This window comes from uncultured Brevundimonas sp. (assembly GCF_937863155.1).
GTDB lineage: Bacteria > Pseudomonadota > Alphaproteobacteria > Caulobacterales > Caulobacteraceae > Brevundimonas.
In genome coordinates this window covers 131,870-154,493 of the sequence record NZ_CALMFB010000070.1, presented here as the reverse complement: position 1 = coordinate 154,493, position 22,624 = coordinate 131,870, and the positions used below count along the sequence as shown (strand labels likewise).

The window sequence follows — 22,624 nt, the reverse complement described above, 5'->3', positions numbered from 1 at the left end:
AAGCGGGTCTGGGGCAGGGTGTCGCCATGTCGGCAGCCCCGCAATCCGTCGTTCGGCGACGCCTGAGCCAGCAGGAACTGGACGCCATCTGCATCCGGCACGAACGCCTTTGGCAGGCGCGGCCGGGCGGAGCGCGCGCGGTCTTCGCCTGGCTGGACCTGTCGGGCCTCAGCTTTCGGGGCCGCAATCTGGCCGACGCCGACTTCGCCGCCGCCTGTCTGATCGGTTGCGACATGACCGGGGCGCGGCTGGACAACGCCAATCTGTTCGGCGCCGACATGCAGGAGGTGATCCTGTGCGACGCCAGCCTGCGCCGCGCCGATCTGCGCGGGGCCTGTCTGCGCGCGGCCGACCTGACCGGCGCCGATCTGTTCGAGGCGGACCTGCGCGAAGGGGCGTTAGCCGCTGCCGACGCCAAGGCCGGCTTCCGCATTGTCGAGGCCCAGAACCGCAAGGACACCGAGGCTCAGGGCGCGTGTCTGGCCGGCGCCAATCTGCAACGTTCGCGCCTGTCGGGCGTCCAGGCCCAGTCGGCCGACTTCACCGACGCCATCATGAAGGACTGCAAGCTGGTCCGCGCCAATCTGAAGGCCGCCAGCTTCCGCGGCGCCGACCTGGCCGGGGCGGACCTGTCGGGCGCCGATCTGACTGGCGCCGACCTGCGGGACGCGGTTCTGGTGGGGGTGAAGGCCGCGATGTGGCGCACCGATGGGGCCGACATGACCGGCGCCCTGACCGACGACCGGCCCACCGGGGCGCCCGTGTCGCGCCTGCCGGCCGCCGAGATGCTGCGCGACCACGCCCTGTGGTGCGAAACCGGCGGGGCCGAGGGCCAGCCTTCGGTGTTCGATCAGGTGGACCTGCGGGCGCTGAAATCCATCACCGGCTACAATCTGACGGCCCTGTCGGCGCGCGGCGCGGTCTTCTACGGCCTGGACATGGAGGGGGTGCAGCTTCAGGGCGCGCACCTGGAAGGGGCCGATCTGCGCTCGGCGCGCCTGCGTCGGGCCGATCTGCGCGGGGCGCGGCTGGCGGGGGCGCGGCTGAACGGCGCCGATCTGCGCGAGGCGCAACTGGGGCCGTTGCTGATCGGGCCGGAGCGTCTCATGCCTGCGGATCTGACCGGGGCGGTGCTGCGCGGCGCCGACCTGACGGGCGCCGACATCCGGCGCGCGATCCTGACCGGCGCGGACCTGAGCCGGGCCAGCCTGCACGGGGCCCAGGCGCGCGAGGTTCAACTGGACGGCGCCATCCTGACCGGGGTGCGCGGCCTGGACGTGATCGGAGCCGCCGCATGACCGACATCGTTCGCCGCCGCCTGACCCAGAGCGACCTGGACCTGTTCATGGCCGCCCACGAACGCTACGCCCAGGGACGGCCCGGGGGCCGCCGCCTGTCGCTGAAATTCATGGACCTGTCGGGGCTGAACCTGGCGGGGCGCATGCTGGATGAAGCGGACATGTCGGGCTCGTCGCTGGAGAACGCCTGCCTGCGGGGCGCCAGTCTGGAACGCGCCCTGATGTTCGGCTGTGACCTGCGCGGGGCCGATATGGCGGCGGCGCGCCTGAACCGCGCCGATCTGCGCGGGGTGTCGCTGCGCGGCGCCAATCTGAGCCAGGCTGACCTGACCCAGGCGGATTTCCGCGAAGGCGTGCTGGCCATTCCCCACGCCACCAAGGGGCTGTCGGCCGTGCGGCACGAGACGATGACCGGCGTCGCCGACGGCGCCGATTTCTCCGGCGCGCGCCTGGATGGATCGCGCCTGGAAGGGCTGAGCGCGCATAAGGCCGACTTTACCGACTGTTCGATGCGCGGCGCGCGGCTGACCGGCGCCAATCTTAAGGAGGCGGACCTGTCCGGCGCCATGATGGACGGCGCCGATGTGGTCGGGACCAATCTTTACGGCGCCTGTCTGGTGGGTGCGGTGCTGACGGGCGTCAGCGTGGGGGCGGCCAAGCTGGACAGCGCCGATCTGGCCGGCGCCCTGCGTGACCCGGACGCGGCCGCCGTGGCGGGCGCAGAGGCCCTGTATCAGCGTGCTTTGGACGCCAACGCCTGGGCCGAAAGCGGCGGGGTGATGGGCGAGCCGGCCAATTTCGACTCCATGGATCTGCGGCCTCTGGGCGACCGGCTGAAGGGGCTGCGGCTGCCCGCCCTGTCGGCCAAGGGCGCCTGCATGGTCGGCATGGACCTGCGCGGCATGGCGTTTCAGGGCGCGGCCCTGGACGGCGCAGATCTGCGCGGCGCCGATCTGCGGGACGCGGACCTCAGCGGGGTGCGGATGAGCCGCGCCAATCTGTCCAACGCCGATTTGCGCGGCGCGCGCCTGGGGCCCTTGCCTCTGGGCGGGTCGCGCACCCTGCCGGCGACCTTGACGCTGAGCCGCATGCGTTACGCCCGGCTGGACAACGCCGACCTGACCCAGGCGCAACTGGGTGGCGCCGACCTGTCGGGGGCCGAACTGCATCATGCGGTGCTGGAAGGGGTGGATCTGGCGACCACGCGGCTGGACCGCGTCATCGGCCTGGCCGCCGCCGCCGAACAGGCCGCCTGACAAAAAAAGAAAAAGGGGCGACGCGAACGCCGCCCCTCCAGGCTTGGGGGATCACTCGAAAGGGGCGGCGGCCGGTCAGGCGGCCTTCTTGGCCTTGCCTTCGATCAGCGGCTGGCCGGCGGCGATCTCGATGCGCCGGGGCTTCAGCGCCTCGGGCAGCTGGCGCTCCAGGGTGATCGACAGCAGGCCGTTCGACAGGTCCGCCCCGGTCACGACCACATAGTCGGCCAGCTGGAACCGGCGCTCGAAGTCGCGCTCGGCCAGGCCGCGATGCAGGAAGGTGCGGCTGGCGACCGCCTCGTCATTGGCGGCCTTGCGACCGGTGACGGTCAGCAGATTCTCCTTCACCTCGATGTTCAGCTCGTCGGGCGTGAAGCCGGCGACGGCGATCTCGATGCGATAGGCGTTCTCGCCCGTGGTCTCGATGTTGTAGGGGGGCCAGCCGTTTTCCTGGCTGGTGCGCGCGGCGCTTTCCAGCAGACCGGCCAGACGGTCGAAACCGACGGCCGAACGGTACAGCGGCGAGAAATCATAGGTACGCATGTCATCCTCCTGAGGATCAGCAAGGTTGAGCCGCCCCCGCGTTTTCGGCCCGGGACGGCGTTGGGGTTCCGCACCCGACGGTCCCCAAGGGGCCCCGGCAGGTCCGTGAGAGCCCGGGATCGGCGCTCTCGGATGTTCAGATGGGAAGCCGGCGCGGGGCGTCAAGGGGCCGGCCGCCGGTGCGTGGAATCGTCGCCTGACGCGCGCGCCGACTTGCCGCCCCGTCTCGGGCCGCTAAGGGTAAACGCCCCTTTGGATGGAGATCGCCGATGCGTCCCTGCCTGATGCTCGCCGCCGGCCTGATGCTGCTGACCCCCGCTCTGGCGGCCGAGGCCCAGACGGCGCCGCGCGCGGCCCGTTCGGCCGTTTCGACCGCCGTGCCGGAATATCAGGCCGACCAGGCCCTGGCGGCGGCCATCGCCTCGCCCTCGCGTCCCGCCGCCGACCGCGCCCGCGACGCCTTCCGCCACCCCGAAGAAACCCTGACCTTCTGGGGCCTGACGCCCGGCCTGACGGTGGTCGAGGTCCAGCCCGGAAGCGCCGGCTGGTGGACCGCCATCCTGCAACCCTACGCCCAGGCCACCGGGGGCCGTTATGTTCCCGCCAACGATCTGGCGGCGCTGCAGGCGATCGAGCCAGGTTCGGCGGACATGGTGCTGATCGCCCGCGCCTTTCACAACTGGGCGCGCCAGCCGGGCGTCACCGACACTGTCCTGGCCGCCGCCTTCCGCGCGCTGAAGCCCGGCGGCGTGCTGGCGGTCGAACAGCATCGCGCGGTCGAGGGGCTGAACGTCGCCGACACCGCCCCGACCGGCTATGTGCCCGAAAGCCATGTCATCCACGCCGCCCAGGGCGCGGGCTTCGTGCTGGACGGCCGCAGCGACATCAACGCCAACGCCGCCGATGATCGCGACCACCCGTTCGGCGTCTGGACCCTGCCGCCGGTTCGTCGCAGCAGCCAGGGCGAGCGCACCCTGACGCCGGCCGAGCGCGCCGCCTTCGACGCCATCGGCGAAAGCGACCGCATGACCCTGCGTCTGCGCAAGCCCGCTTGATCTGCGCGCGGACTTTGACCCCGGCTTTGACCCCGGCTTTGACCCTGGCCGCGAACGTCGTTAAGCCGTCTCGACCGCAGCCGGCCCGGGCGTTGGACGGGCGCAGGACGGGGAGTGCGTATGGCTGATCACAGCTCGGGGCTGCGCGGGGGCGCTTCGCGGCGCGGCCTGCTGGCCGGGGCGGCGGCCTGTGGACTGCTGGGCCTGTCGGCGTGCAATCGCGACAAACAGACCGAGGCTCCGGCGTCGGACGCGCCCCAGGGACCGCCGGTCGGATCGCTGGAATGGGCCGTGGCCGGGCCGTGGCGGGCCAAGGACCGGGCGCGCGACGCCTATCGCCACCCGCTGGAGACGATGCGCTTCTTCGGCCTGCAGCCGCGCATGAAGGTGGTCGAGGTCTGGCCCGGCAGCGGCTGGTACACCGAAATCCTGGCCCCCTATCTGAACAAGGGCGACGGGCGCTATGTGGCGGCCCTGTTCGCCTCTGGTCCCGGCGCCGACCCGGCCCAGGGCGCGTTGAACGCCGCCTTCCAGGAGCGCTTCGGCGCCGACCGCAAACTGTATGGCGACATCGATTTCGTGTCGTTCGGCGGGCTGACGGGCGAACTGACGGCGCCGGGCACGGCGGATATGGTGCTGTTCCTGCGTACCCTGCATTCGTGGATGGCGTCGGGTCTGGTGGAAAAGGCGTTCGCCGACGCCTTCGCCGCCCTGCGGCCCGGCGGCGTTCTGGGGATCGAACAGCACCGCCTGGCGCCCGAGGACGATCAGGACCCGGCCGCGTCGAACGGATACGTCCAGGAAGCGTTCGTGAAACAGCTGGCGGCCGAGGCGGGTCTTGTCTTTGTGGCCGCCTCGGAAATCAACGCGAATGAAAGGGATACCAAGGATCATCCCTTCGGTGTCGAAACCTTGCCGCCCCAGCGTCTGACGGCGCCCCAGGGCCAGGCGCCCGACCCGACGTTCGACCGGACCAAATACGATGCGATCGGCGAAAGCGACCGCATGACCTTGAAATTCAGGAAGCCTGAGTGAACCGCGCCGCCGCCTTCGCCGCCAACGCCCCGCTGATGGGCGTGCCCGGAGCCTCCTCGCCCCCCGGCGGGCAGGGGGACTGGTTCCGTGGCGCCGGCGGCCTGCGCCTGCGTTCGGCCCTTTGGACGCCGTCGACCCTGGTGGCGGCCAAGCCGCGCGGCACGGTGGTGCTGTCGCCCGGCCGCACCGAACCCATCGAGAAATATTTCGAGCTGATCGGCAATTTCCTGGCGCGCGGCTGGTGCGTTCTGGCCCACGACTGGCGCGGCCAGGGTCTGTCGGCCCGCCTGCTGCCGGACCGGCTGAGGGGCCACGCCCGCGCGGTCGAGGAATTCCTGGACGACTACGCCCGCCTGCTGGACGCCTATGAAACCCGTGCGCCCAAGCCCTGGATCATGGTCGGTCATTCCATGGGCGGCTGTCTGAACCTTCTAAGCCTCGAAGCCGGCGAAAGCCGTTTCGCCGGCGCCGTCCTGTCCAGCCCGATGCTGAAGATCCGCACCGGCAAGCGGTCGATGTGGTCGGTCAAGCTGGCCGTGCGCTGGAACCTGCGGCACGGCAAGGCCGGCGACTATGTGCTGGACGACCCGGACGATCCGTTCGACCACACCTTCGAGAAGGACGCCCTGACCTCGGACGAGACGCGCTATGAGCTGTGGCGCCAGCAGATGTACGCCTGTCCGCATCTGGCGGTCGGCGGCCCGACCTGGGGCTGGCTGGCCTTCGCCATCGATGCGGGCGAGCGGGTTCTGAAGCCCAAGGCGCTGAAGTCCGTGCGCATTCCGGTGTGCATCGTCCAGTCGGCCGACGATGACCGCGTGTGGAAACAGACCGCCCGCTGGGCCGCCAAGCGGCTGGGCCGCGGCCGTTATGTCGAGGTGGCGGGCGCCAAGCACGAGATCATCATGGAGACCGACGACATGCGCGCGGTCTTCCTCAACGAGTTCGACGCCATGGCCGACTATGTGTCGCCGGTGCAGGATCTGTCGCCGGTGACTGCGTCGGCTTCGGAACCGACGGCCATGGCCGACCCGGACCCCCGACCTCAGGCGGCTCAGGCCGAAACGGCGGCCTCTTAAATCGCCGCGCGTCTCAGCGTCACCAGCGCCTGGTCGATCAGGGCCGCGTCGCCCACGGCCAGGATGCGGCCGTCGCCGCCGGGCGCCTGGCCGCGCCAGTTGACCACGCGCCCGCCCGCCGCCTCGATCACCGGGACCAGGGCCGACCAGTCCCAGGGCTTCAGCGCCGTCTCGGCCACCAGATCGATGCGCCCCGCCGCCACCATGGCGTAGGCATAGGCGTCGCAGCCCAGTCGGGCCAGGCGCGCGGCCGCCCGCACCTGGGTCCAGGCCCCGTGTTCGGCGCCATTGAAGATGTCGGGGTCGGTGGTGGCGATCACCGCGTCGTTCAGGCGCGGACAGGGCCGGCATTTCAACGGCGTCGCCGCGCCGCCGCGGATCAGGCGTGCGCCCGACGGCCCGCCGATGAAGACTTCGTCCAGATAGGGCTGGGCGATCACGCCGATCTTCGGCGTTCCGCCGTGCCGCAAGGCGACCAGCGTGGTCCACAGCGGCAGGCCGGCGACGAAGGCGCGCGTCCCGTCGATGGGGTCCAGCACCCATACGTGTTCGGCGTCGGGCCGGTCCTCGCCATATTCCTCGCCCACCACGCCGTGATGCGGATAGCGGTCGGCGATCAGACGACGGATCGCCGCCTCGGCCTGACGGTCCGCGACGGTCACCGGGTCGAAGCCGCCCGGTCCGCCCTTGTCCTCGACCCCGCAATCGGTGCGGAACAGCGGCAGGGCGACCTCGGCGGCGGCGCGGGCCAGGTCCAGGGCGAAGGCTTCAAGCTCGGTCATCGCCGACGGGCATACCCACGCCCCGCCAACGAGTCACGAACCAAGCGGCGATCAGGCGTTGGCCGGGGCGTCGCCTTCGGCGTGCAGCGACTTGGCCAGATCCAGCAAGCGGCGGCGCGGCCGCTCGCCCAGCTGGTAATAGGCCTGGATCAGGTCGAGGGTTTCTTTGCGGGAAAACATCTCGCCGGCGCCGTTGGCCGTCTCCTGACGTTCCATCGCCTCGGCCAGGCCGTCGTAGAAATAGTTGACCGGCGTCTCCAGCGCCTCGGCCAGCTGCCACAGGCGCGCCGCCGAAATGCGGTTGGCGCCGCATTCGTATTTCTGGATCTGCTGGAAACGGATGCCCACCTGCAGGGCCAACTGCTGTTGGGTCAGGCCCAGCAGGCGGCGGCGGCGACGCAGGCGGCGGCCCAGGTGAAGGTCGATGTCGGTGGCCATGGCCCCATACCCCTTGTTGCTTCGGGCTGTCCCGAAACGGAACGGCTCGCCTGGATCGCTTCAAGGGACATGCCGCACTCCCGCGTCAGGGGAGTGACGCAGCCGTGAACGCAACCGCCCCGCCTTCTGCGCATTAATGCGGCGAGGCAGCTTGGCCTTAAGGAAGAAGGGACTTCGTCATGGGTGGAATGGGCATTCTGGCCTGGATCGTCATCGGCATCGTGGCCGGTTGGCTGGCCGAACAGATCATGGGCCGCAACCACGGCCTGATCACCAACCTCATCGTCGGCATCGTCGGCGCGCTGATCGGCGGCTTTCTGGCCAATGCTCTGGGCTTCGCCTGGGGCGGCTGGATCGGGTCGACCATCGTGGCGACCATCGGCGCCATCGTGCTGCTGTTCCTGCTGGGCCTGATCAAGCGTCGCTGATCGGCCCGGCCTGACAACAGACGAACACAGAAAGGGGCGGCCCGTCGGGACCGCCCCATTTTCATGGCCGGTTCGGCGTTTCAGTCGCCGCTGGGTGCGGCGCTGGGCGCGGGTGCGGCCGGTCGGGGGGCTTCCTCGATCGGGGTCGCGGCCTGGAAGTCGCGCTGGGTCCAGTCGACCGCCACGCCCACACCGTCCTGGCGGATTCCGTTCAGCGGCACGGCCCGCAGGCGACGGTCGGCGCCGCGCACCAGCAGTTCCTGGGCGCCGGCGGCATTGACCTGAACATCCTGAAGGTGACCCAGGATGGTCCCGTCCTTGCCCTTCACCGGCGCGCCCGGTTCCAGGTTGATCGGCGGCGGCGGCGCCTCGGCGTCCTGCATCACGGCGGGCAGGGGCGCGGCCAGGGCGGCGGGAGCGGCGACCAGGGCGGCCAGGGCCAGGCTGGCGGCGGCGACGAGAGTGCGTGTCATGGCGAAACTCTTGGACAAGGCGTCAGAAACGCCCCCAGCGGGCGTCCTGCGAACCATAACGCGCCGTGCGCGGGCCGCCAGTCCCCAAAGAGGATGAAAGCGGGACGACGAAAAAACGGGCGACCTTTCGGCCGCCCGTCTTGTCATCGGGTCCAGGGATCGGATCGGGCGATCAGGCCTGAGGCGTGGCCGGTTCCGGCTCGACCGGATCGGTCGGCTCAGCGGTCGGATCCGCAGTGGCCGGATCGGTCGGCAGGGTCGGCGTCGTGGCGGCCGGGGCCGGCATGGCCGGGATCGACGGGTCCGCCGGGACGGTGTCGGTGGTCGGAGCCGGCGTGGGGGCGGCGTCGTCGTCACCCTCGCTCTGGACCACCGGCGCGGCCTGATACTGTTCCGGCGTCAGGGCCACGATCAGGGTCTCGCCATCCTGGCGCAGACCGCCCAGCGGCACCGCGCGCAGCTGGCCGTCGTCGCCGCGGACTTCCAGCTCCTGCTGGCCGACGTCATTGGTGCGCACGCCTTCCAGCGCGCCCAGACGGGCGCCGTTTTCGCTCTTCACGTCAGAGCCGGGCTGGATCGTCATGCTGCCCTGCGCCGGGGCCGGGGTGGTGGCGGGGGCCGGCTCCTGGGCCGGGATGTCCTGGGCCAGGGCGGGGGCGGCGAACAGAACGGCGCCAGCCACGCCGGCCAGAAGGGTGGTCTTGCGGATCATGGGAGGAACTCCGGTTGCACGGGCCGCTGGCCCGCTGGGGAGACCTGAAAACACGCTCCGCAACGGATTGTTTCACCCGCCGCCAAATGACCTTGGCCCCGCCATGTTTGCAGCCGCTTCCCGGCCGAAGCGCGGCGGATTAGTCTGACGCATGGCGGAACGGGACCAGCGCAACCTTCTGCGGCGTCTCGGCGCGCTGGCGTTCGAGCTGACGCCCCAGGTGTTCGCCGTCGCCGCCTTTCTGGGCGGGGTGGTGCTGCTGGCGTCGGCGGCGACGCCGGCGTTCACACAACGGCTGGTTTTTCTGGATCGCCTGCTGCACCCGCTGCTGATCGATCTGTCGCACTTCGCCGCCAGCGTGGCGGGGTTCCTGCTGCTGATGCTGTCGGCCGGGCTGTGGCGAAGGCGGCGCGGCGCCTATTGGGCGGTGCTGATCGTGCTGGTCGGCGGGGCGGTGTTCTCGCTGATGAAGGGGCTGGATTGGGAAGAGGCCGTTCAGCTGGGGCTTGTCGCCCTGTTGCTGGCGCCGTGCCGCAAGGCCTTCAATCGCCATTCCCGACTGACCGAGCCGTTGCGGCCTGCGTGGCTGCTGCTGCTGGCGGCGGTGGTCGCGGCGGTGATGTGGCTGGGTTTCTTCGCCTATCGCGACGTGGCCTATCAGGACGCCTTGTGGTGGACCCTGCTGACGGATCGCCAGGTTTCAGGCTTCCTGCGCGCCGGGGCGGCGCTGGCGCTGCTGACCCTGCTGGCCGCCGGCCGGTCGCTGCTGGGGGCGCCCGGTGCGGCGGGGCATCGGCCGGCCGACAGGGCGCAGGTCGATCAGGCGATCCGTATCCTGCAACAGGCCGACGTCGCGGCGCCCGAGGCCTGGCTGGCCGCCCTGAGCGACAAGGCGCTGATGTTCAGTCCGTCGGGCCGCAGCGTCCTGGCCTATCGGGTGCGGGGGCGGCGCTGGATCGCCATGGGCGAACCGGCGGGCCTGGCTTCGGAACGGCGCGAGTTGCTGTGGGCCTTCGCCGAAGCCGCCGACGGCTATGGGGCGGCGCCGGTCTTCTATTCGGTGGGCGAGGGGCTGCTGGCCGACCTGGCCACCCTGGGCCTGGCCGTGCGCAAGGTGGGCGAGACGGCCGTGATCGACACGGCCGTCTTCAGCCTGGAGGGCAAGGCGCGCCAGAACCTGCGCACCGCCGTCAACCGGGCCGAACGCGAGGGGGCCGTGTTCGACATGCTGCCGCCCGGCGCGGCCTCGGCCGTGGCGGCCGAACTGAAGGCGGTGTCAGACGCCTGGCTGGCCCACCACAAGGGGACGGAGAAGGCCTTTTCCCTGGGCCGGTTCGATCCGGCCTGGCTGGATCTGACGCCGGTGGCGGTGGTGCGGGTCCAGGGGCGCATCGTCGCCTTCGCCAATCTGATGCCCGGCGCGCGGCCGCGGGACGGACTGGCCGTCGATCTGATGCGCCATGCGCCCGACGCCCCGCCGGGGGTGATGGACTATCTGTTCGTGCGTACGATCCAGTGGGCGCACGACCAGGGCTGGGGGGCGCTGGACCTGGGGCTGGCGCCGTTGGCGGGGCTGGACGACCGGCGGCTGGCGCCGGTGTTCGCGCGGGTCGGCGCCCTGGTCTTCGACGAAGGCGGGGCGGTGTATGGCTTCTCGGGCCTGCGCGCCTACAAGGCCAAATACGGGCCGGACTGGCGGCCGCGCTTCATCGCCGCCCCGCCGTCGACGCCCCTGGCCCTGGCCCTGCTGGACGTGGCCCTGCTGACCAGCGGCGGCTGGCGCGGCATGCTGGGGCGCGGCGGCTGAGGCGCCTCAGTCTTCCTTGACGCGCTTCTTGCGGAAGGACGGGTTCAGCACCTGTTTGCGCAGGCGGATCGACTTGGGCGTGACCTCGACCAGTTCGTCGCTCTCGATATAGGCGATGGCCTGTTCCAGGCTCATGATGCGCGGCGGGGTCAGGCGCACGGCCTCGTCCTTGCCCGAGGCGCGGACGTTGGTCAGCTGCTTGCCCTTGATCGGGTTGACGTCCAGGTCGTCGGAGCGGCTGTTCTCGCCGATGATCATGCCCTGATAGGTCTTCTCGCCGGCGCCCACGAACATGACGCCGCGCTCTTCCAGGTTCCACAGGGCGTAGGCCGCCGTGTCGCCGTCCGAGTTGGAGACCAGCACCCCCTTCAGACGGCCCTCGATGGCGCCCTTGTAGGGTTCATAGTGGCTGAATACGCGGTTCAGCACGCCCGAGCCGCGCGTGTCGGTCAGGAACTCGCCCTGATAGCCGATCAGCGACCGCGACGGGCACGACAGGGCGATGCGGGTCTTGCCCGCGCCCGAGGGGCCCATGTCCTTCAGCTCGGCCTTGCGGGCCGACAGCTTTTCGATGACCACGCCGGTGTGTTCGTCGTCCACGTCGATGACGACTTCCTCGATCGGCTCCATCCGCTCGCCGTTCTCGCCGGTCTGATAGACCACGCGCGGGCGGCTGATGCTGACCTCGAAGCCTTCGCGGCGCATGTTCTCGATCAGAACGCCCAGCTGCAGTTCGCCACGGCCGGCCACGTCGAAGGCGTCGGCGCCCGGCGTCTCGGTGATGCGGATGGCGACGTTGGCTTCCGCCTCCTTCAGCAGGCGGTCGCGGATGACGCGCGACTGAACCTTGTCGCCCTCGCGGCCCGCCAGGGGGCTGTCGTTGACCGAGACGGTCATGGAGATGGTCGGCGGATCGATCGGCTGGGCGTCCAGCGGCTCGGTCAGCTCCAGCGCGCACAGGGTGTCGGCCACGGTCGCCTTGGACATGCCGGCGATGGCCACGATGTCGCCGGCCTCGGCGCCTTCGTCCACCGGCTGACGCTTCAGGCCGCGGAAGGCCAGCACCTTGGTGATCCGGCCCTGTTCGATGACCTTGCCCTCGCGGTCCAGCGCCTTGATCGGCGTGCCGGGGAGGGCCTTGCCGCTCTCGATCCGGCCGGTCAGCAGGCGGCCCAGGAAGGGGTCGCTCTCGATCAGCACGTTCAGCATCTGGAACGGCTTGTCGGCGTTCGCCTGCTGCTTGGGCGCCGGCACATGGCTGACGATCAGGTCGAACAGCGGCGCCAGGGTGTCGGACGGCTGGTTCAGGTCCATGGTCGCCCAGCCGCTGCGGCCCGAGGCGTAGATGTGCGGGAAGTCCAGCTGTTCGTCCGTCGCGCCGATGGCCGAGAACAGGTCGATGGTCTCCAGGTGCACCCGGTCCGGGTCGGCGTGGGCGCGGTCGACCTTGTTGATGCACAGGATGGGACGCAGGCCCATCTTCAGCGCCTTGGTCAGCACGAATTTGGTCTGGGGCATGACGCCTTCCTCGGCGTCGACCAGCAGGACGCAGCCGTCCACCATGCCCAGGATCCGCTCCACCTCACCGCCGAAGTCGGCGTGGCCGGGCGTGTCGATGATGTTGATGCGGGTGTCCTTCCACACCACCGAAGTGGCCTTGGCCAGGATGGTGATGCCGCGCTCGCGCTCCTGGTCGTTGGAGTCCATGGCGCGTTCGGTAGTCGCCTCATTGGCGCGGAACACGCCCGACTGGGCCAGCAATTGGTCCACCAGGGTGGTCTTGCCATGGTCGACGTGGGCGATGATGGCGACGTTGCGAAGGTTCATTTCGGACTCGGGCGGACTGTGTTCGGTCGCGGCTGGGCCGCGCCGCTGCACATCAGGGCGGTTTCAGGGAAGGCGCCGCCTCTTACAGGCCCTTGTCGCAAAACGCCAGCGCGGGCGTTCCAGACCATTTTCGGTTCAGTCGGAATCGACTGAACTCAGGTGTTCACTCTAAAGCCGCGCCAGGCCGACGGCGATCAGGATCGCAGCCGTCGCCAGGGCCAGGATCGACAGGCTGGCCGCCGCCGCCACGCGCGGCCCGGCGCGGAACAGGGCGCGCGGATCGACCCCCAGGCCCAGCGCCGCCATGGCCGTGACCGTCAGCACCGTGACCACCGGCCCGATGCGGGCGGCGGCGTCGGCGCTGATCCATCCCACCGACCGCGCGGCCATCAGCACCAGGAAGGCGACGATGAACCAGGGGACCAGCTTGCCCAGGGTCAGTTTGGGGCGCGGCCAGACGGCGGCCTTGTCGCCCAGACGCGGGGCGATCAGCCCCAGCACCACACACACCGGCCCCAGCATCAGCACCCGCATCAGCTTGACCAGCGCCCCGACCTGAACCGCCACCGGCCCCATGGGCGCGGCGGCGGCCAGCACCTGCGGCACCGCATAGACCGTCAGCCCCGCCACCACGCCATAGGTTTCCGGCTTCAGATCCAGCGCCGCCCCCGCCAGCGGCAGCAGCAGCACCACCGCCACCCCCAGCACGGCGGTGAAGCCGATGGCGGCGGCCACGTCCTTGGCCTCGGCCTTGATGACGGGGGCCACCGCCACGATGGCCGAGTTGCCGCATACGGCGTTGCCCGCCGCGATCAGCAGCGACAGGCGCGGCGACAGGCCCACGGCCCGTCCGATGAAATAGCCGGCCGCCAGGGCGCCGAACACCAGAACCACCACCGCCAGCAGAATGGGCAGGCCCGCCGCCGCCAGGGCCTGGGCGCTGACCGTGGCGCCCAGCAGGGCCACCCCCGCCTCCAGCATCGGTCCGGCGCAGAAGGCGATCCCGGCGCGCCAGCGTGGGCCGGGCGTCCAGACGCCGCGCGCCGCCACCCCCAGCAGGATGGCCAGCACCAGCGGCTCGATCCAGGCGCGGCCGAACAGATGCGCCTCGACCTGGCCCAGCGCCCAGGCCGCGCCCGCGACCGCCAGGCTCAAGGCCAGGCCCGGCGCCAGGTCGATCAGGGTGCGCGACAGGCGCCGCGCGTGCGGCTCATCCCCGGTCATGGGGCGGCTCCGGCCGGATCAGACCTTGGCCGCGCGGCCCCGCACCCAGGCGTAGAGCAGACCGGTCAGCACCACGAACACGACCAGGCCCAGGCTCATGGCCGGCCAGCCGTCGCCCAGGTTGAAGATGGCGAAGGGCGCCTCGTTCTCGGTGGCGCCGATGACGCCGGCGTTGAACACGCCGAACAGGCTTTCGCCCACGATCAGGCCCGAGGCCATCAGCACGCCCATGCGGCGCCCGACGTCGGCGAAGCGGGTCTTGGCCAGGCCCTTTTCGTAGATCCAGCCGCAGACGGCGCCGACCACCAGCATCATGGTCACGGCGGCCGGCAGATAGAAGCCGATGCCGACCGCCAGGGGCGGCAGCTTGACCCGGTCCTTGGTCACGCCGCGCAGCACGGCGTCCAGGATGATGACCGCCACGCCGATCACGGCGCCGACCCCGATCAGGTCCCAGCGCAGGTCGCCGCTGATGACGCCGCGCGCCAGGGCCGAGATCAGCGTCGCCTGGGGCGCCGCCAGCGGCTCGGAGGCGATGCCGACGGGGCCGCCCTCGAAGCCGAAAGCCTTGTTCAGGGCGTTCAGCACGAAGGGAATGACGATGGCGCCGGCGACCACGCCGACCAGCAGCGCCGCCTGCTGACGCCACGGCGTCGCGGCGACCAGTTGCCCGGTCTTCAGATCCTGCAGGTTGTCGTTGGCGATCACCGCCACGGCGAAGACGATGGCGGTGACGATCAGGGCATAGGCGACGAAGGCCGGATCGGCCGGCGCGCCGGTCAGGGCCATCACCCCCAGCATCAGCAGCGAGGCGATGACGATGGCCAGGATGCCCACCCCCGAAACGGGGCTGTTGGACGAGCCGATCAGACCGGCCATGTAGCCGCAGATGGCCGCCACGCAGAAGCCGATCAGCACCACATAGACCACGCCGCCGGCGACCAGCAGGGCGGTTGAACCGGCCAGAACCGGCGACGCCTGGGCCACGGCGGTCATCAGGCCGGCGATGCCGACCAGGGCGATCAGAGACAGGATGCCGACAGTCGAGATGGGGATGTCCTGTTCGGTGCGATCCAGCACCTCGCCGCCCTTGCGCCGCGCCTGGGCGGTCAGGGCCGAGGTCAGGCCGCCGACCAGCGGCCCCGCCAGCTTCAGCAGGGTCCAGACGGCGGCCACGCCGATCACGCCGGCGCCCATGAAGCGCACCTCATTGCGCCATACGCCGGCGGCCAGTTCCTCGGCCGAGACGCCGGCGGCCATGGTGGCGGCCACCGAATCCAGACCCATGCCGGCGGTCCAGGCGACATAGTCGGGCGAGGTCATGATCGGCACGGCGATCAGCCAGGCGACCAGCAGGCCGAACAGCTGGGCCAGGCCCACGGTCAGGCCGATCAGGTGCCCGGCGCCCAGCAGGGCGAACTGCATGCCCAGGCCCATGCCCGTGGCGCCGCCGCCCAGGACGGCCGGCAGCTTGATGAACTGGGCCGCCTCGCCGGCGAACACCCGCGCCGCCGCCAGCCAGGAATAGACGGTCGAAACCACGGCGGCGCCGACCACGACCCACAGGCCGGCCTTGTTCTCGCGCACCGCCGCCTCGTCCTGATCGGCCCCGCGCGAGCCGACTTTCAGAACCTCGGCCGCCGCCACCCCTTCGGGATAGGGCAGGCCGCCATTGACCACCAGCGCCCGGCGCAGCGGAATGGAGAAGGTCACGCCCAGCACCCCGCCCAGCAGGCAGATGCCGATCGATTCCCAGATCGGAAACTCGCGCCACCAGCCGACCATGACCAGGCCCGGCAGCACGAAGATGATGGCGCTCATGGCCCCGCCGACCGAGGCGACGGTCTGGACCGTCATATTCTCCCAGATGGTCGAGGTGCGGAACGCCCGCAGCAGCGCCATGGAGATGACCGCCGCCGGAATGGCCGAGGCGAAGGTCAGGCCGACCCGCAGGCCCAGATAGGTGTTGGCCGCGGTGAACACCACCGCCAGCAGGCACCCCAGGACCAGGGCGCGCGGCGTGAATTCGATACGCTTGCCCGTCGTCGGGGCGGGCGTGGCGGCGTCGGTCATGGCGAAGGTTCCTCTCCCAGGCGGGGGAGGTAAGCCGAGAAACCGCCTTTGGGCAATCGTCCGTTCGTCAGTCGGCGGCGTTTTGCGCCAGATAGCGGTCCGCCAGTTCGGGCAGGGTCTTGAAGGCGATGGCGTCGGCCATGTCGGCGCGAGCCGTGGCGTCATCCTCGGCGCAGACCATGAAGCCGATCAGGCCGACCCCCGCCACGCGCGGATCGCCGCCCTTGGTGGCGATGGAGAAGTCCTCGACCTTGTCGCCCTTGATGTCGATGCGCAGCACGCCGTCGACGATCTGGTCCGGGGCCAGCGGCAGGCTGACCCACTGGGTCTTTTTACGCCGGATGACGCCGCTTTCGACCGGCTTGCCGGCGATGGAGACGGTGCAGGTCAGCGCCTTGTCGTGAATGCCCTGCAGCCCCAGGTACAGCCGCGCCGGCCCCAGGTTCGCGGGCAGGCCGATGGCCAGGGTTCCGCCCTGGCCCTTGGTCCACACGCCCCAGTCGTCGGGCTGCCACCAGCCGTCGCCGATGCGGAAGATTTCGGTCGCCGTCATGCCGGGGGCGATGCGGGTCTCGGTCACGCGCCGCATCCAGTAGTAGCGGCCCGGCTCGGCCATGGTCGGGGCCAGGGGCGCGGCCTCCTGCAGCCCCGCCTCGGCGTCCTGGGCGGCCCAGTCGCGCACCGTCTCGGCGATCTCCAGCCCCAGCGCCCGCCACGGACGCGGACGGAAGGCGGCGGCCCTGGCCTCGGCCTGGGCGCGCCAGGCGTCGTCGAACATCAGCCGCTCCAGCTCGTGCTCGAACGCCTTCTGGTCGCCCAGGGGGAAGAAGACCGCATGATCGCCCCCCGCCTCGGGCAGGGACGAGGAATCCGACAGCAGCGCCGCCTTGCCGTAGCAGAGGGATTCCGTGACCGGCAGGCCCCAGCCCTCGTACATGCTGGGGTACAGGGTGAAGCGGCTGGCGCGATACAGATTGGCCAGGTCCGGGTCCGACACGCCCGAGATCATCCGCACCTTCTGCCGCAGCACCGGATCGGCTCCGGCGCGGGTGAAGACCGCGTCGTTCAGCCAGCCGCGATTGCCCACGCACACCAGGGTCGGCATGGCGTCGACGCCATGCTTCTGCGCCAGGGCCGTCCAGGCGGCGAAAGCGGCCAGGTGGTTCTTGCGCGACTCGATGGTCGAGACGAACAGGACGAAATCGTTTTCGGTCAGCCCATAGCGTGCCAGGCTTTCGGCCATGGGCGCCGGGGCGGCCGGCTTGCGGAAGTCGGCGTCCAGCCGCACCACATGCACGTCGTCGGCCGGAACCTCGGCCCCCAGGATGGCGGCCACCTTCAGGAAGTCGCGCTTGGACGCCTCGGAATTGGTCAGATAGCGGTCGGCGTGGGCGAAGACGCCCGAGGCCCAGCTGATGAAATCCTGGGTCAGACGCTGGACGCAGTGTTCGGGCGCCATGATCGGGATCAGGTCGTGCACGAAGGGCACGTAACGCACCCCATAGGCGGCCTTGGCTCGCCGCACGTGCAGGAAATAGTTCTGCAGCCACCACGAGGTGCCCAGGTTGATCAGCCAGGCCCCGCGCGGGAAGGCCAGGATCGGCGACATGGCCAACAGGGTCTTCAGGTCGTCCAGCGCCGCCATCCACACCGGATCGTTGCGTTCGCCGCTGACCAGCGACAGGTCGGCCATGGACAGGAAGACGTCCTGCGGAACTTCGACCCAGGCGTCGCGCCCGCTGGTGAAGGCGCAGACCCGAACCTCCAGCCCGGCCGCCGGTTCGGTCAGCAGGGCGGTGATGACCTCGATCTGCACCCGCTGGATGCCCGTGGGCAGGCGGGCGTTGTCGAAATAGCTGATCAGGTCCGAGACGTCGAAGACCACATGGGTCAGGCCGCGCGCCGTCTCGGCCTCCAGGGCCTCCAGCGCCTCGGCCGCCTTCACCCCGGCGGTCAGAGCCTTGACCAAGGCCTTGGCCTCGGGCCGGCCCGCCGCGCGCGACCGCGACAGCAGACTGTCCAGACGCGCCGTCAGGGCGCCCAGGCTGTCGGCCCGGGACGGTGTCTGAACCGGGCGCCGCAGTTGCGGCAGAACGCGGGCCAGCCGCTCCTGATCGATCTCTATGCCCCGGCCCGCCAGGGTCTTCAGCTCCGCGACCGCGCTCGCCACCGAAGGGTCCAGTTCGACCGCCCTCAGGAAGGCGTCGGCCGCCGCTTCGGGACGCCGCATGCGACGCATCAGATAGCCGATCTGCAGATGGGTGTCGGCCTCGTCCGGCTCCAGCTCGACTGCGCGGCGATAGGCGGCCTCGGCCTCTTCCATCCGGCCGGCCTCCTTGATCATGTGGCCGTACTGGACCCAGATGGCGGCCCATTCGGGCTTGATCTCAAGCGCGGCCTTGTAGTGGCGCGCGGCCTCGACCCAGGCCTGGGCGTCGCGGGCGCGGTCGCCCGCCGCCACCCGCAGCCGGGCCGGCTGGGCGCGACCTCGTCTGAGCTTGAGCATTTTCATAAGGATGGGGCCCCTCGGGTTCTTGTCCGTCGCCATAACAGACAACGCCGCCTTCTCAAGCGTTCGCCGCGGGAATTCACGGTCGATTTCGGTTGCCGCGCCACGGTGATGGGGGTGCAACGGCGTCTGCGTATTATCGCCATGCTTGCCGGAAAGCGGACGACCGGTCATCCTCCCGTCAGACCCTCTTCGAGAACGGAAAATTCCCCCATGTTTGACGCGGAAATCCTGGGCCGTCGCGCCTTTGGTCAGGAGAACTTCCAGGCGGCGCGCAATCCCGACGCCTTGCTGGACAAGCGTTTCTTCGGCGATGTCGGCGAATATGCGCCGTGCGGCTGCTGCGGCGGTTTCCATGGCCCCGTGGTCGAGGACGGCCCGACGGCGGAATATTTCCTGAACGCCGATGATCGCGGCGGCGGCGCCCGCCAGCCGAACGGCAAGATTTCGTTCGACCCGACCGAGGCGGGCGGGCACATCACACGCTCCAACCTGTTCTGGGGCGCCGCCCTGGGCCAGCCGGCCAACATCAGCTTCGCCTTCCGGTCGACGACCCCGACCACCATGCCCGACGACACCCAGGGCTTCAGCCGTTTCACCGAAGCGCAGATCACCGCCACCCTGAGCGCGCTGGCCTCATGGGCCGATGTGGCCAACATCACCTTTACCCGCGTCAATGACGGTGATGGCTATTCCAACAACGCCACCATGCTGTTCGGAAACTACTCGTCGGGTTCGGACGGCGCGGCGGCCTTCGCCTATCTGCCGGGCAACGGCGCCATCGGCTCGGCCAGCGGCGACGTGTGGGTCAACAGCTCCCTGGCTTACAACGCCAATCCGCAGTGGCTTCAGTACGGCTATCAGGTGCTGACGCACGAGATCGGCCACGCCCTGGGCCTGCGTCACCCCGGCGCCTATAACGCGGGGCCGGGCCAGACCATCACCTATGCCGCCAATGCGGAATATTATGAAGACAGCCGTCAGTACACGGTGATGAGCTATTTCAGCGCCACCAACACCGGCGGCAATCACAACGGCATGTATTCGGCGGTGCCGCTGCTGGACGACATTGTGGCCATCCAGCGCCTGTACGGCGCCAATATGTCGGTGCGCACGGGCGACACCACCTATGGCTTCAACTCCAACGCCGGCCAGTCGTGGTACAGCGCGACGGGCATCGGTTCGGTCTTGATCTTCGCGGTCTGGGATGCGGGCGGCGTCGATACCTTCGACTTCTCGGGCTATACCCAGAACCAGGTCATCGATCTGCGCCAGGGCGCCTTCTCGAACGTGGGCGGCCTGATCGGCAATGTGGCCGTGGCCATGAATGTGGTGATCGAGAACGCCATCGGCGGCTCGGGCAACGACACCATCCGCGGCAACGGCTCCGACAACGTTCTGACCGGCGGTGCGGGCAATGACACCATCGACGGTGGTCTGGGGACCGACACGGCGGTCTTCAGCGGGCCGCGCTCGGCCTACACCATCACCTGGAACGGCTCGAACGCCACGGTGGTCGGGCCGGACGGGACCGACACCCTGACCAGTATCGAGTTCCTGCGGTTCTCGGACCAGACGGTCGCCGCGCCTTCGGCCCCGCCGACCAGCGGCGTGAACCTGACCGGTGATGCGGGCGCCAACGTCATGGACGGCACCCAGTTCGCGGACAGCCTCAGCGGCCTGGGCGGCGACGACACTCTGAACGGCCTGGGCGGCAATGACACCCTGGACGGCGGCTCGGGCAACGACACGCTGAATGGCGGCGACGGCGACGATCTGCTGATCGGCGGGGCGGGCAACGACACCCTGAACGGCGGGGCGGGCAACGACACGGCGGATTACACCAACGCCCCCTCGGGCGTGACGGTCAATCTGTCGACCGGTCGGGCCACGGGCGGACATGGCGAAGATACGCTGAGCGGGATCGAGAACGTCAACGGCTCGTCGGGGAACGACGTCCTGACCGGCGACAGTGCGGCCAATGTGCTTCGCGGCAACGGCGGCATCGACGTCCTGCGCGGCGGCGGCGGCAACGACATCCTGTTCGCCGGGGCCGGCGGCGTCACCGGCGGAGCGCCCGACATCGTCAAGGCGCGGGCGACGGTCAACGCCACCATGAACAGCGCCGTGTCGCTGGATGGCGGCTTCGACCTGCTGAGTGATCCCGACATCGCCAACTCGACCACCATTCCGCACGCCACGGTGCGGGCGACGACGCATGGCGGGATGGAATATTACGCCTTCACCGTCACGGCGGGCGTCGCCGTCACCTTCGACATCGACAACGCCAGCTTCGATTCCACCCTGCGCCTGTTCAACGCCCAAGGCGTGGAAATGAGCATCAATGATGACGGTTCGGTCAGCGATGGCGGATCGCAGACAGATTCCCACATGACCTTCACCTTTGCAGTGGCGGGCACCTACTACATCCAGGTCGCCGAATGGGCGGCCAATACGGGTGGAACCTTCACCAGCAAGCCGCCGGCGGCGGGCGGAACCTACAGCCTGCACGTCTCCATTCCCGGCCATTCGGTCGTGCCGACCCGCACCGTCGGGTCGACCCTGTACGGCGAAGACGGCAACGACATCCTGAATGGCGGGGACAGCGACGATATTCTTGTCGGCGGTCGGGGATCGGACGTGATCAGCGGCGGCGGCGGTTATGACCGTACCATGTACGACGGTCTGGTTCGCGGCTATGCGACGGCGGCCGGGGGGATCAACGGCTTCACCGTTCGCGGCGGCTTCGAGGGCGGCACCGACACCATCTCGGGCGTCGAGAGCATCGAGTTCCTGGACGGCCGTTTCTCGTTCGAGACCGACAGTCTGTATGCCGTGGTCTATCGCATGTACGACGCGGCCTTCGACCGGGGGCCGGACGTGTTCGGCATGCGCACCTGGACCGACGAACTGGCGCGCGGCACGCCGCTGAGCCGCCTGTCGGACGTGTTCGAGGCCTCGCCGGAGTTCCAGCGTCGCTATGGCGCCCTGACCAACACCGACTTCCTCAAGGAGATGTACCGCTTCTCGCTGGATCGCGAAGCGGACACCGAAGGCCTGGCCCACTGGGTGCGCAACATGGACAACGGCATGACGCGCGCCGAGGTTCTGTACCACTTCTCCGAATCCCAGGAGCACAAGGACGTCATGACGGCCAAGATCCTGGCCCAGGGCATGTGGATCCAGGACGAGGCCACTTTCCTGATCGCGCGCATGTATGACGCGGCGCTGGACCGCAACCCGGACCTGGCGGGGCTCAGGACCTGGCGCGCGGAAATGGCCAATGGTCTGACCGAGCTGCAGTTGGCCCAGGCCTTCATGACGTCGCAGGAGTTCCAGACCCGCTTCGGCGCCCTGAATAACCAGCAGTATGTCGAAATGCTGTACCAGACGGCCCTGGGTCGTGTCGGCGACGCCCAGGGTGTCGCCGACTGGACCGCCCGTCTGAACAGCGGAACCAGCCGCGCCGAGATGCTGCTGATCTTCGCCACTTCGGACGAGAACAAGCTCAGCTATTTCCAGACCTGGCAGCAGACCGTCCGCAATTTCGAAAACGGCCTGTATCCCGCCTCGTCGCCTGACGAGGATGGGGCCGCCCAGGTTCTGCCGGCGCTGGTCGATAAGGGACAGGACGACGACGCCTTCGCGCCTCAGGTCCTGCCGGGGCTGGAAGACGGCGCCGACGGCAAGGCGCCGATCGCCGAGGTGTCGCGCTTCAGCGGTCTGGTCGAGGACGACCACATCCTGTCGGCCGAAACGGCGCCGGTCGCCGAAATCCTGCCAGTCGCCGAAACCGAAAAGCCCTTCGTGGCCGAGGTCTCGCCGTTCAGCGGTCAGCCGGATGACTTCATCCTGAGCGTCAAGGACGAACTGACGCCCGACGGTCTTCCCGACCTGTACCAGGACGACGCCTTCGAGCCGCAGGTTCTGCCCGGCGCCGACGACATGGGCTGGCTGACGCGTGAGGCGGATGTCCGCTTCGACGCCATCGACCGGCCGCAGGACCTGGATCATTTCGACCAGCGCCATCACAACACCGCGCCCGACGACATCTTCGCCTGACGTCGGAAGACGAGAATGGGAAC

At 69.6% G+C, this 22,624-nt stretch carries 17 protein-coding genes; 8 read left to right on the top strand and 9 right to left on the bottom strand.

Translation table 11 applies throughout. The features are described from left to right. Window positions 1-26: 26 nt before the first annotated feature. On the top strand, window positions 27-1,298 hold the full coding sequence (locus Q0581_RS12700; protein WP_298700807.1) for a pentapeptide repeat-containing protein: 1,272 nt from the start codon (window positions 27-29) through the stop codon (window positions 1,296-1,298). After that, window positions 1,295-2,554, top strand: a complete 1,260-nt coding sequence (locus Q0581_RS12695) for a pentapeptide repeat-containing protein (RefSeq protein ID WP_298700806.1) — start codon at window positions 1,295-1,297, stop codon at window positions 2,552-2,554. The genes Q0581_RS12700 and Q0581_RS12695 overlap by 4 nt, the downstream gene beginning before the upstream one ends. A 75-nt stretch (window positions 2,555-2,629) precedes the next feature. Here Q0581_RS12695 and Q0581_RS12690 read toward each other — a convergent pair whose 3' ends face one another. Beyond that, window positions 2,630-3,097, bottom strand: a complete 468-nt coding sequence (locus Q0581_RS12690) for an Hsp20 family protein (protein WP_298700804.1) — start codon at window positions 3,095-3,097, stop codon at window positions 2,630-2,632. A gap of 269 nt (window positions 3,098-3,366) precedes the next feature. Between Q0581_RS12690 and Q0581_RS12685 the strand changes: the two genes are divergently transcribed. The 3 genes from Q0581_RS12685 to Q0581_RS12675 all read left to right on the top strand — a co-directional run bounded on the left by Q0581_RS12685 (window position 3,367) and on the right by Q0581_RS12675 (window position 6,266). Further along, on the top strand, window positions 3,367-4,152 hold the full coding sequence (locus Q0581_RS12685) for a methyltransferase (protein ID WP_298700803.1): 786 nt from the start codon (window positions 3,367-3,369) through the stop codon (window positions 4,150-4,152). Between the two features lie 120 nt (window positions 4,153-4,272). Then, window positions 4,273-5,187: a methyltransferase gene (locus Q0581_RS12680; RefSeq protein WP_298700801.1), complete on the top strand. Its 915-nt coding sequence runs from the start codon at window positions 4,273-4,275 to the stop codon at window positions 5,185-5,187. Further along, window positions 5,184-6,266, top strand: a complete 1,083-nt coding sequence (locus Q0581_RS12675; protein ID WP_298700799.1) for an alpha/beta hydrolase — start codon at window positions 5,184-5,186, stop codon at window positions 6,264-6,266. Before Q0581_RS12680 ends, Q0581_RS12675 begins: the two co-directional genes overlap by 4 nt. Here Q0581_RS12675 and hisN read toward each other — a convergent pair. After that, entirely contained in the window at window positions 6,263-7,048 is a 786-nt protein-coding gene (gene hisN / locus Q0581_RS12670) for a histidinol-phosphatase (protein WP_298700798.1), read from the bottom strand. The genes Q0581_RS12675 and hisN overlap by 4 nt on opposite strands. Before the next feature lie 51 nt (window positions 7,049-7,099). Continuing rightward, entirely contained in the window at window positions 7,100-7,486 is a 387-nt protein-coding gene (locus Q0581_RS12665; protein ID WP_298700796.1) for a helix-turn-helix transcriptional regulator, read from the bottom strand. A gap of 179 nt (window positions 7,487-7,665) precedes the next feature. On the opposite strand from Q0581_RS12665, the gene Q0581_RS12660 reads away from it, so the two are divergent. Beyond that, window positions 7,666-7,914: a GlsB/YeaQ/YmgE family stress response membrane protein gene (locus Q0581_RS12660; RefSeq protein WP_298700795.1), complete on the top strand. Its 249-nt coding sequence runs from the start codon at window positions 7,666-7,668 to the stop codon at window positions 7,912-7,914. A gap of 80 nt (window positions 7,915-7,994) precedes the next feature. On the opposite strand, the gene Q0581_RS12655 is transcribed toward Q0581_RS12660, so the two are convergent. Together Q0581_RS12655 and Q0581_RS12650 are read right to left on the bottom strand one after the other, a co-directional pair. Beyond that, a complete protein-coding gene (locus Q0581_RS12655) occupies window positions 7,995-8,387 on the bottom strand; it encodes a hypothetical protein (protein ID WP_298700793.1) in 393 nt (130 codons plus the stop codon). A gap of 172 nt (window positions 8,388-8,559) precedes the next feature. Continuing rightward, window positions 8,560-9,099, bottom strand: coding sequence for a hypothetical protein (locus tag Q0581_RS12650; protein WP_298700792.1), 540 nt, complete (start codon window positions 9,097-9,099; stop codon window positions 8,560-8,562). A 151-nt stretch (window positions 9,100-9,250) separates the two neighbouring features. On the opposite strand from Q0581_RS12650, the gene Q0581_RS12645 reads away from it, so the two are divergent. Beyond that, complete coding sequence (locus Q0581_RS12645) at window positions 9,251-10,906, top strand: phosphatidylglycerol lysyltransferase domain-containing protein (protein WP_298700791.1); 1,656 nt, start codon at window positions 9,251-9,253, stop codon at window positions 10,904-10,906. A gap of 6 nt (window positions 10,907-10,912) precedes the next feature. On the opposite strand, the gene typA is transcribed toward Q0581_RS12645, so the two are convergent. From typA to Q0581_RS12625, 4 genes are all read right to left on the bottom strand, one after another. Beyond that, complete coding sequence (gene typA / locus Q0581_RS12640) at window positions 10,913-12,733, bottom strand: translational GTPase TypA (protein WP_298700790.1); 1,821 nt, start codon at window positions 12,731-12,733, stop codon at window positions 10,913-10,915. A gap of 168 nt (window positions 12,734-12,901) precedes the next feature. Further along, a complete protein-coding gene (locus Q0581_RS12635) occupies window positions 12,902-13,957 on the bottom strand; it encodes a putative sulfate exporter family transporter (RefSeq protein ID WP_298700788.1) in 1,056 nt (351 codons plus the stop codon). 18 nt (window positions 13,958-13,975) lie between these two features. Further along, complete coding sequence (locus Q0581_RS12630) at window positions 13,976-16,030, bottom strand: oligopeptide transporter, OPT family (RefSeq protein ID WP_298700786.1); 2,055 nt, start codon at window positions 16,028-16,030, stop codon at window positions 13,976-13,978. Window positions 16,031-16,097: 67 nt separating this feature from the next. Next, complete coding sequence (locus Q0581_RS12625; RefSeq protein WP_298700784.1) at window positions 16,098-18,542, bottom strand: glycosyltransferase; 2,445 nt, start codon at window positions 18,540-18,542, stop codon at window positions 16,098-16,100. Between the two features lie 210 nt (window positions 18,543-18,752). Between Q0581_RS12625 and Q0581_RS12620 the strand changes: the two genes are divergently transcribed. After that, window positions 18,753-22,601, top strand: a complete 3,849-nt coding sequence (locus Q0581_RS12620) for a DUF4214 domain-containing protein (RefSeq protein ID WP_298700782.1) — start codon at window positions 18,753-18,755, stop codon at window positions 22,599-22,601. Window positions 22,602-22,624 lie beyond the last annotated feature (23 nt).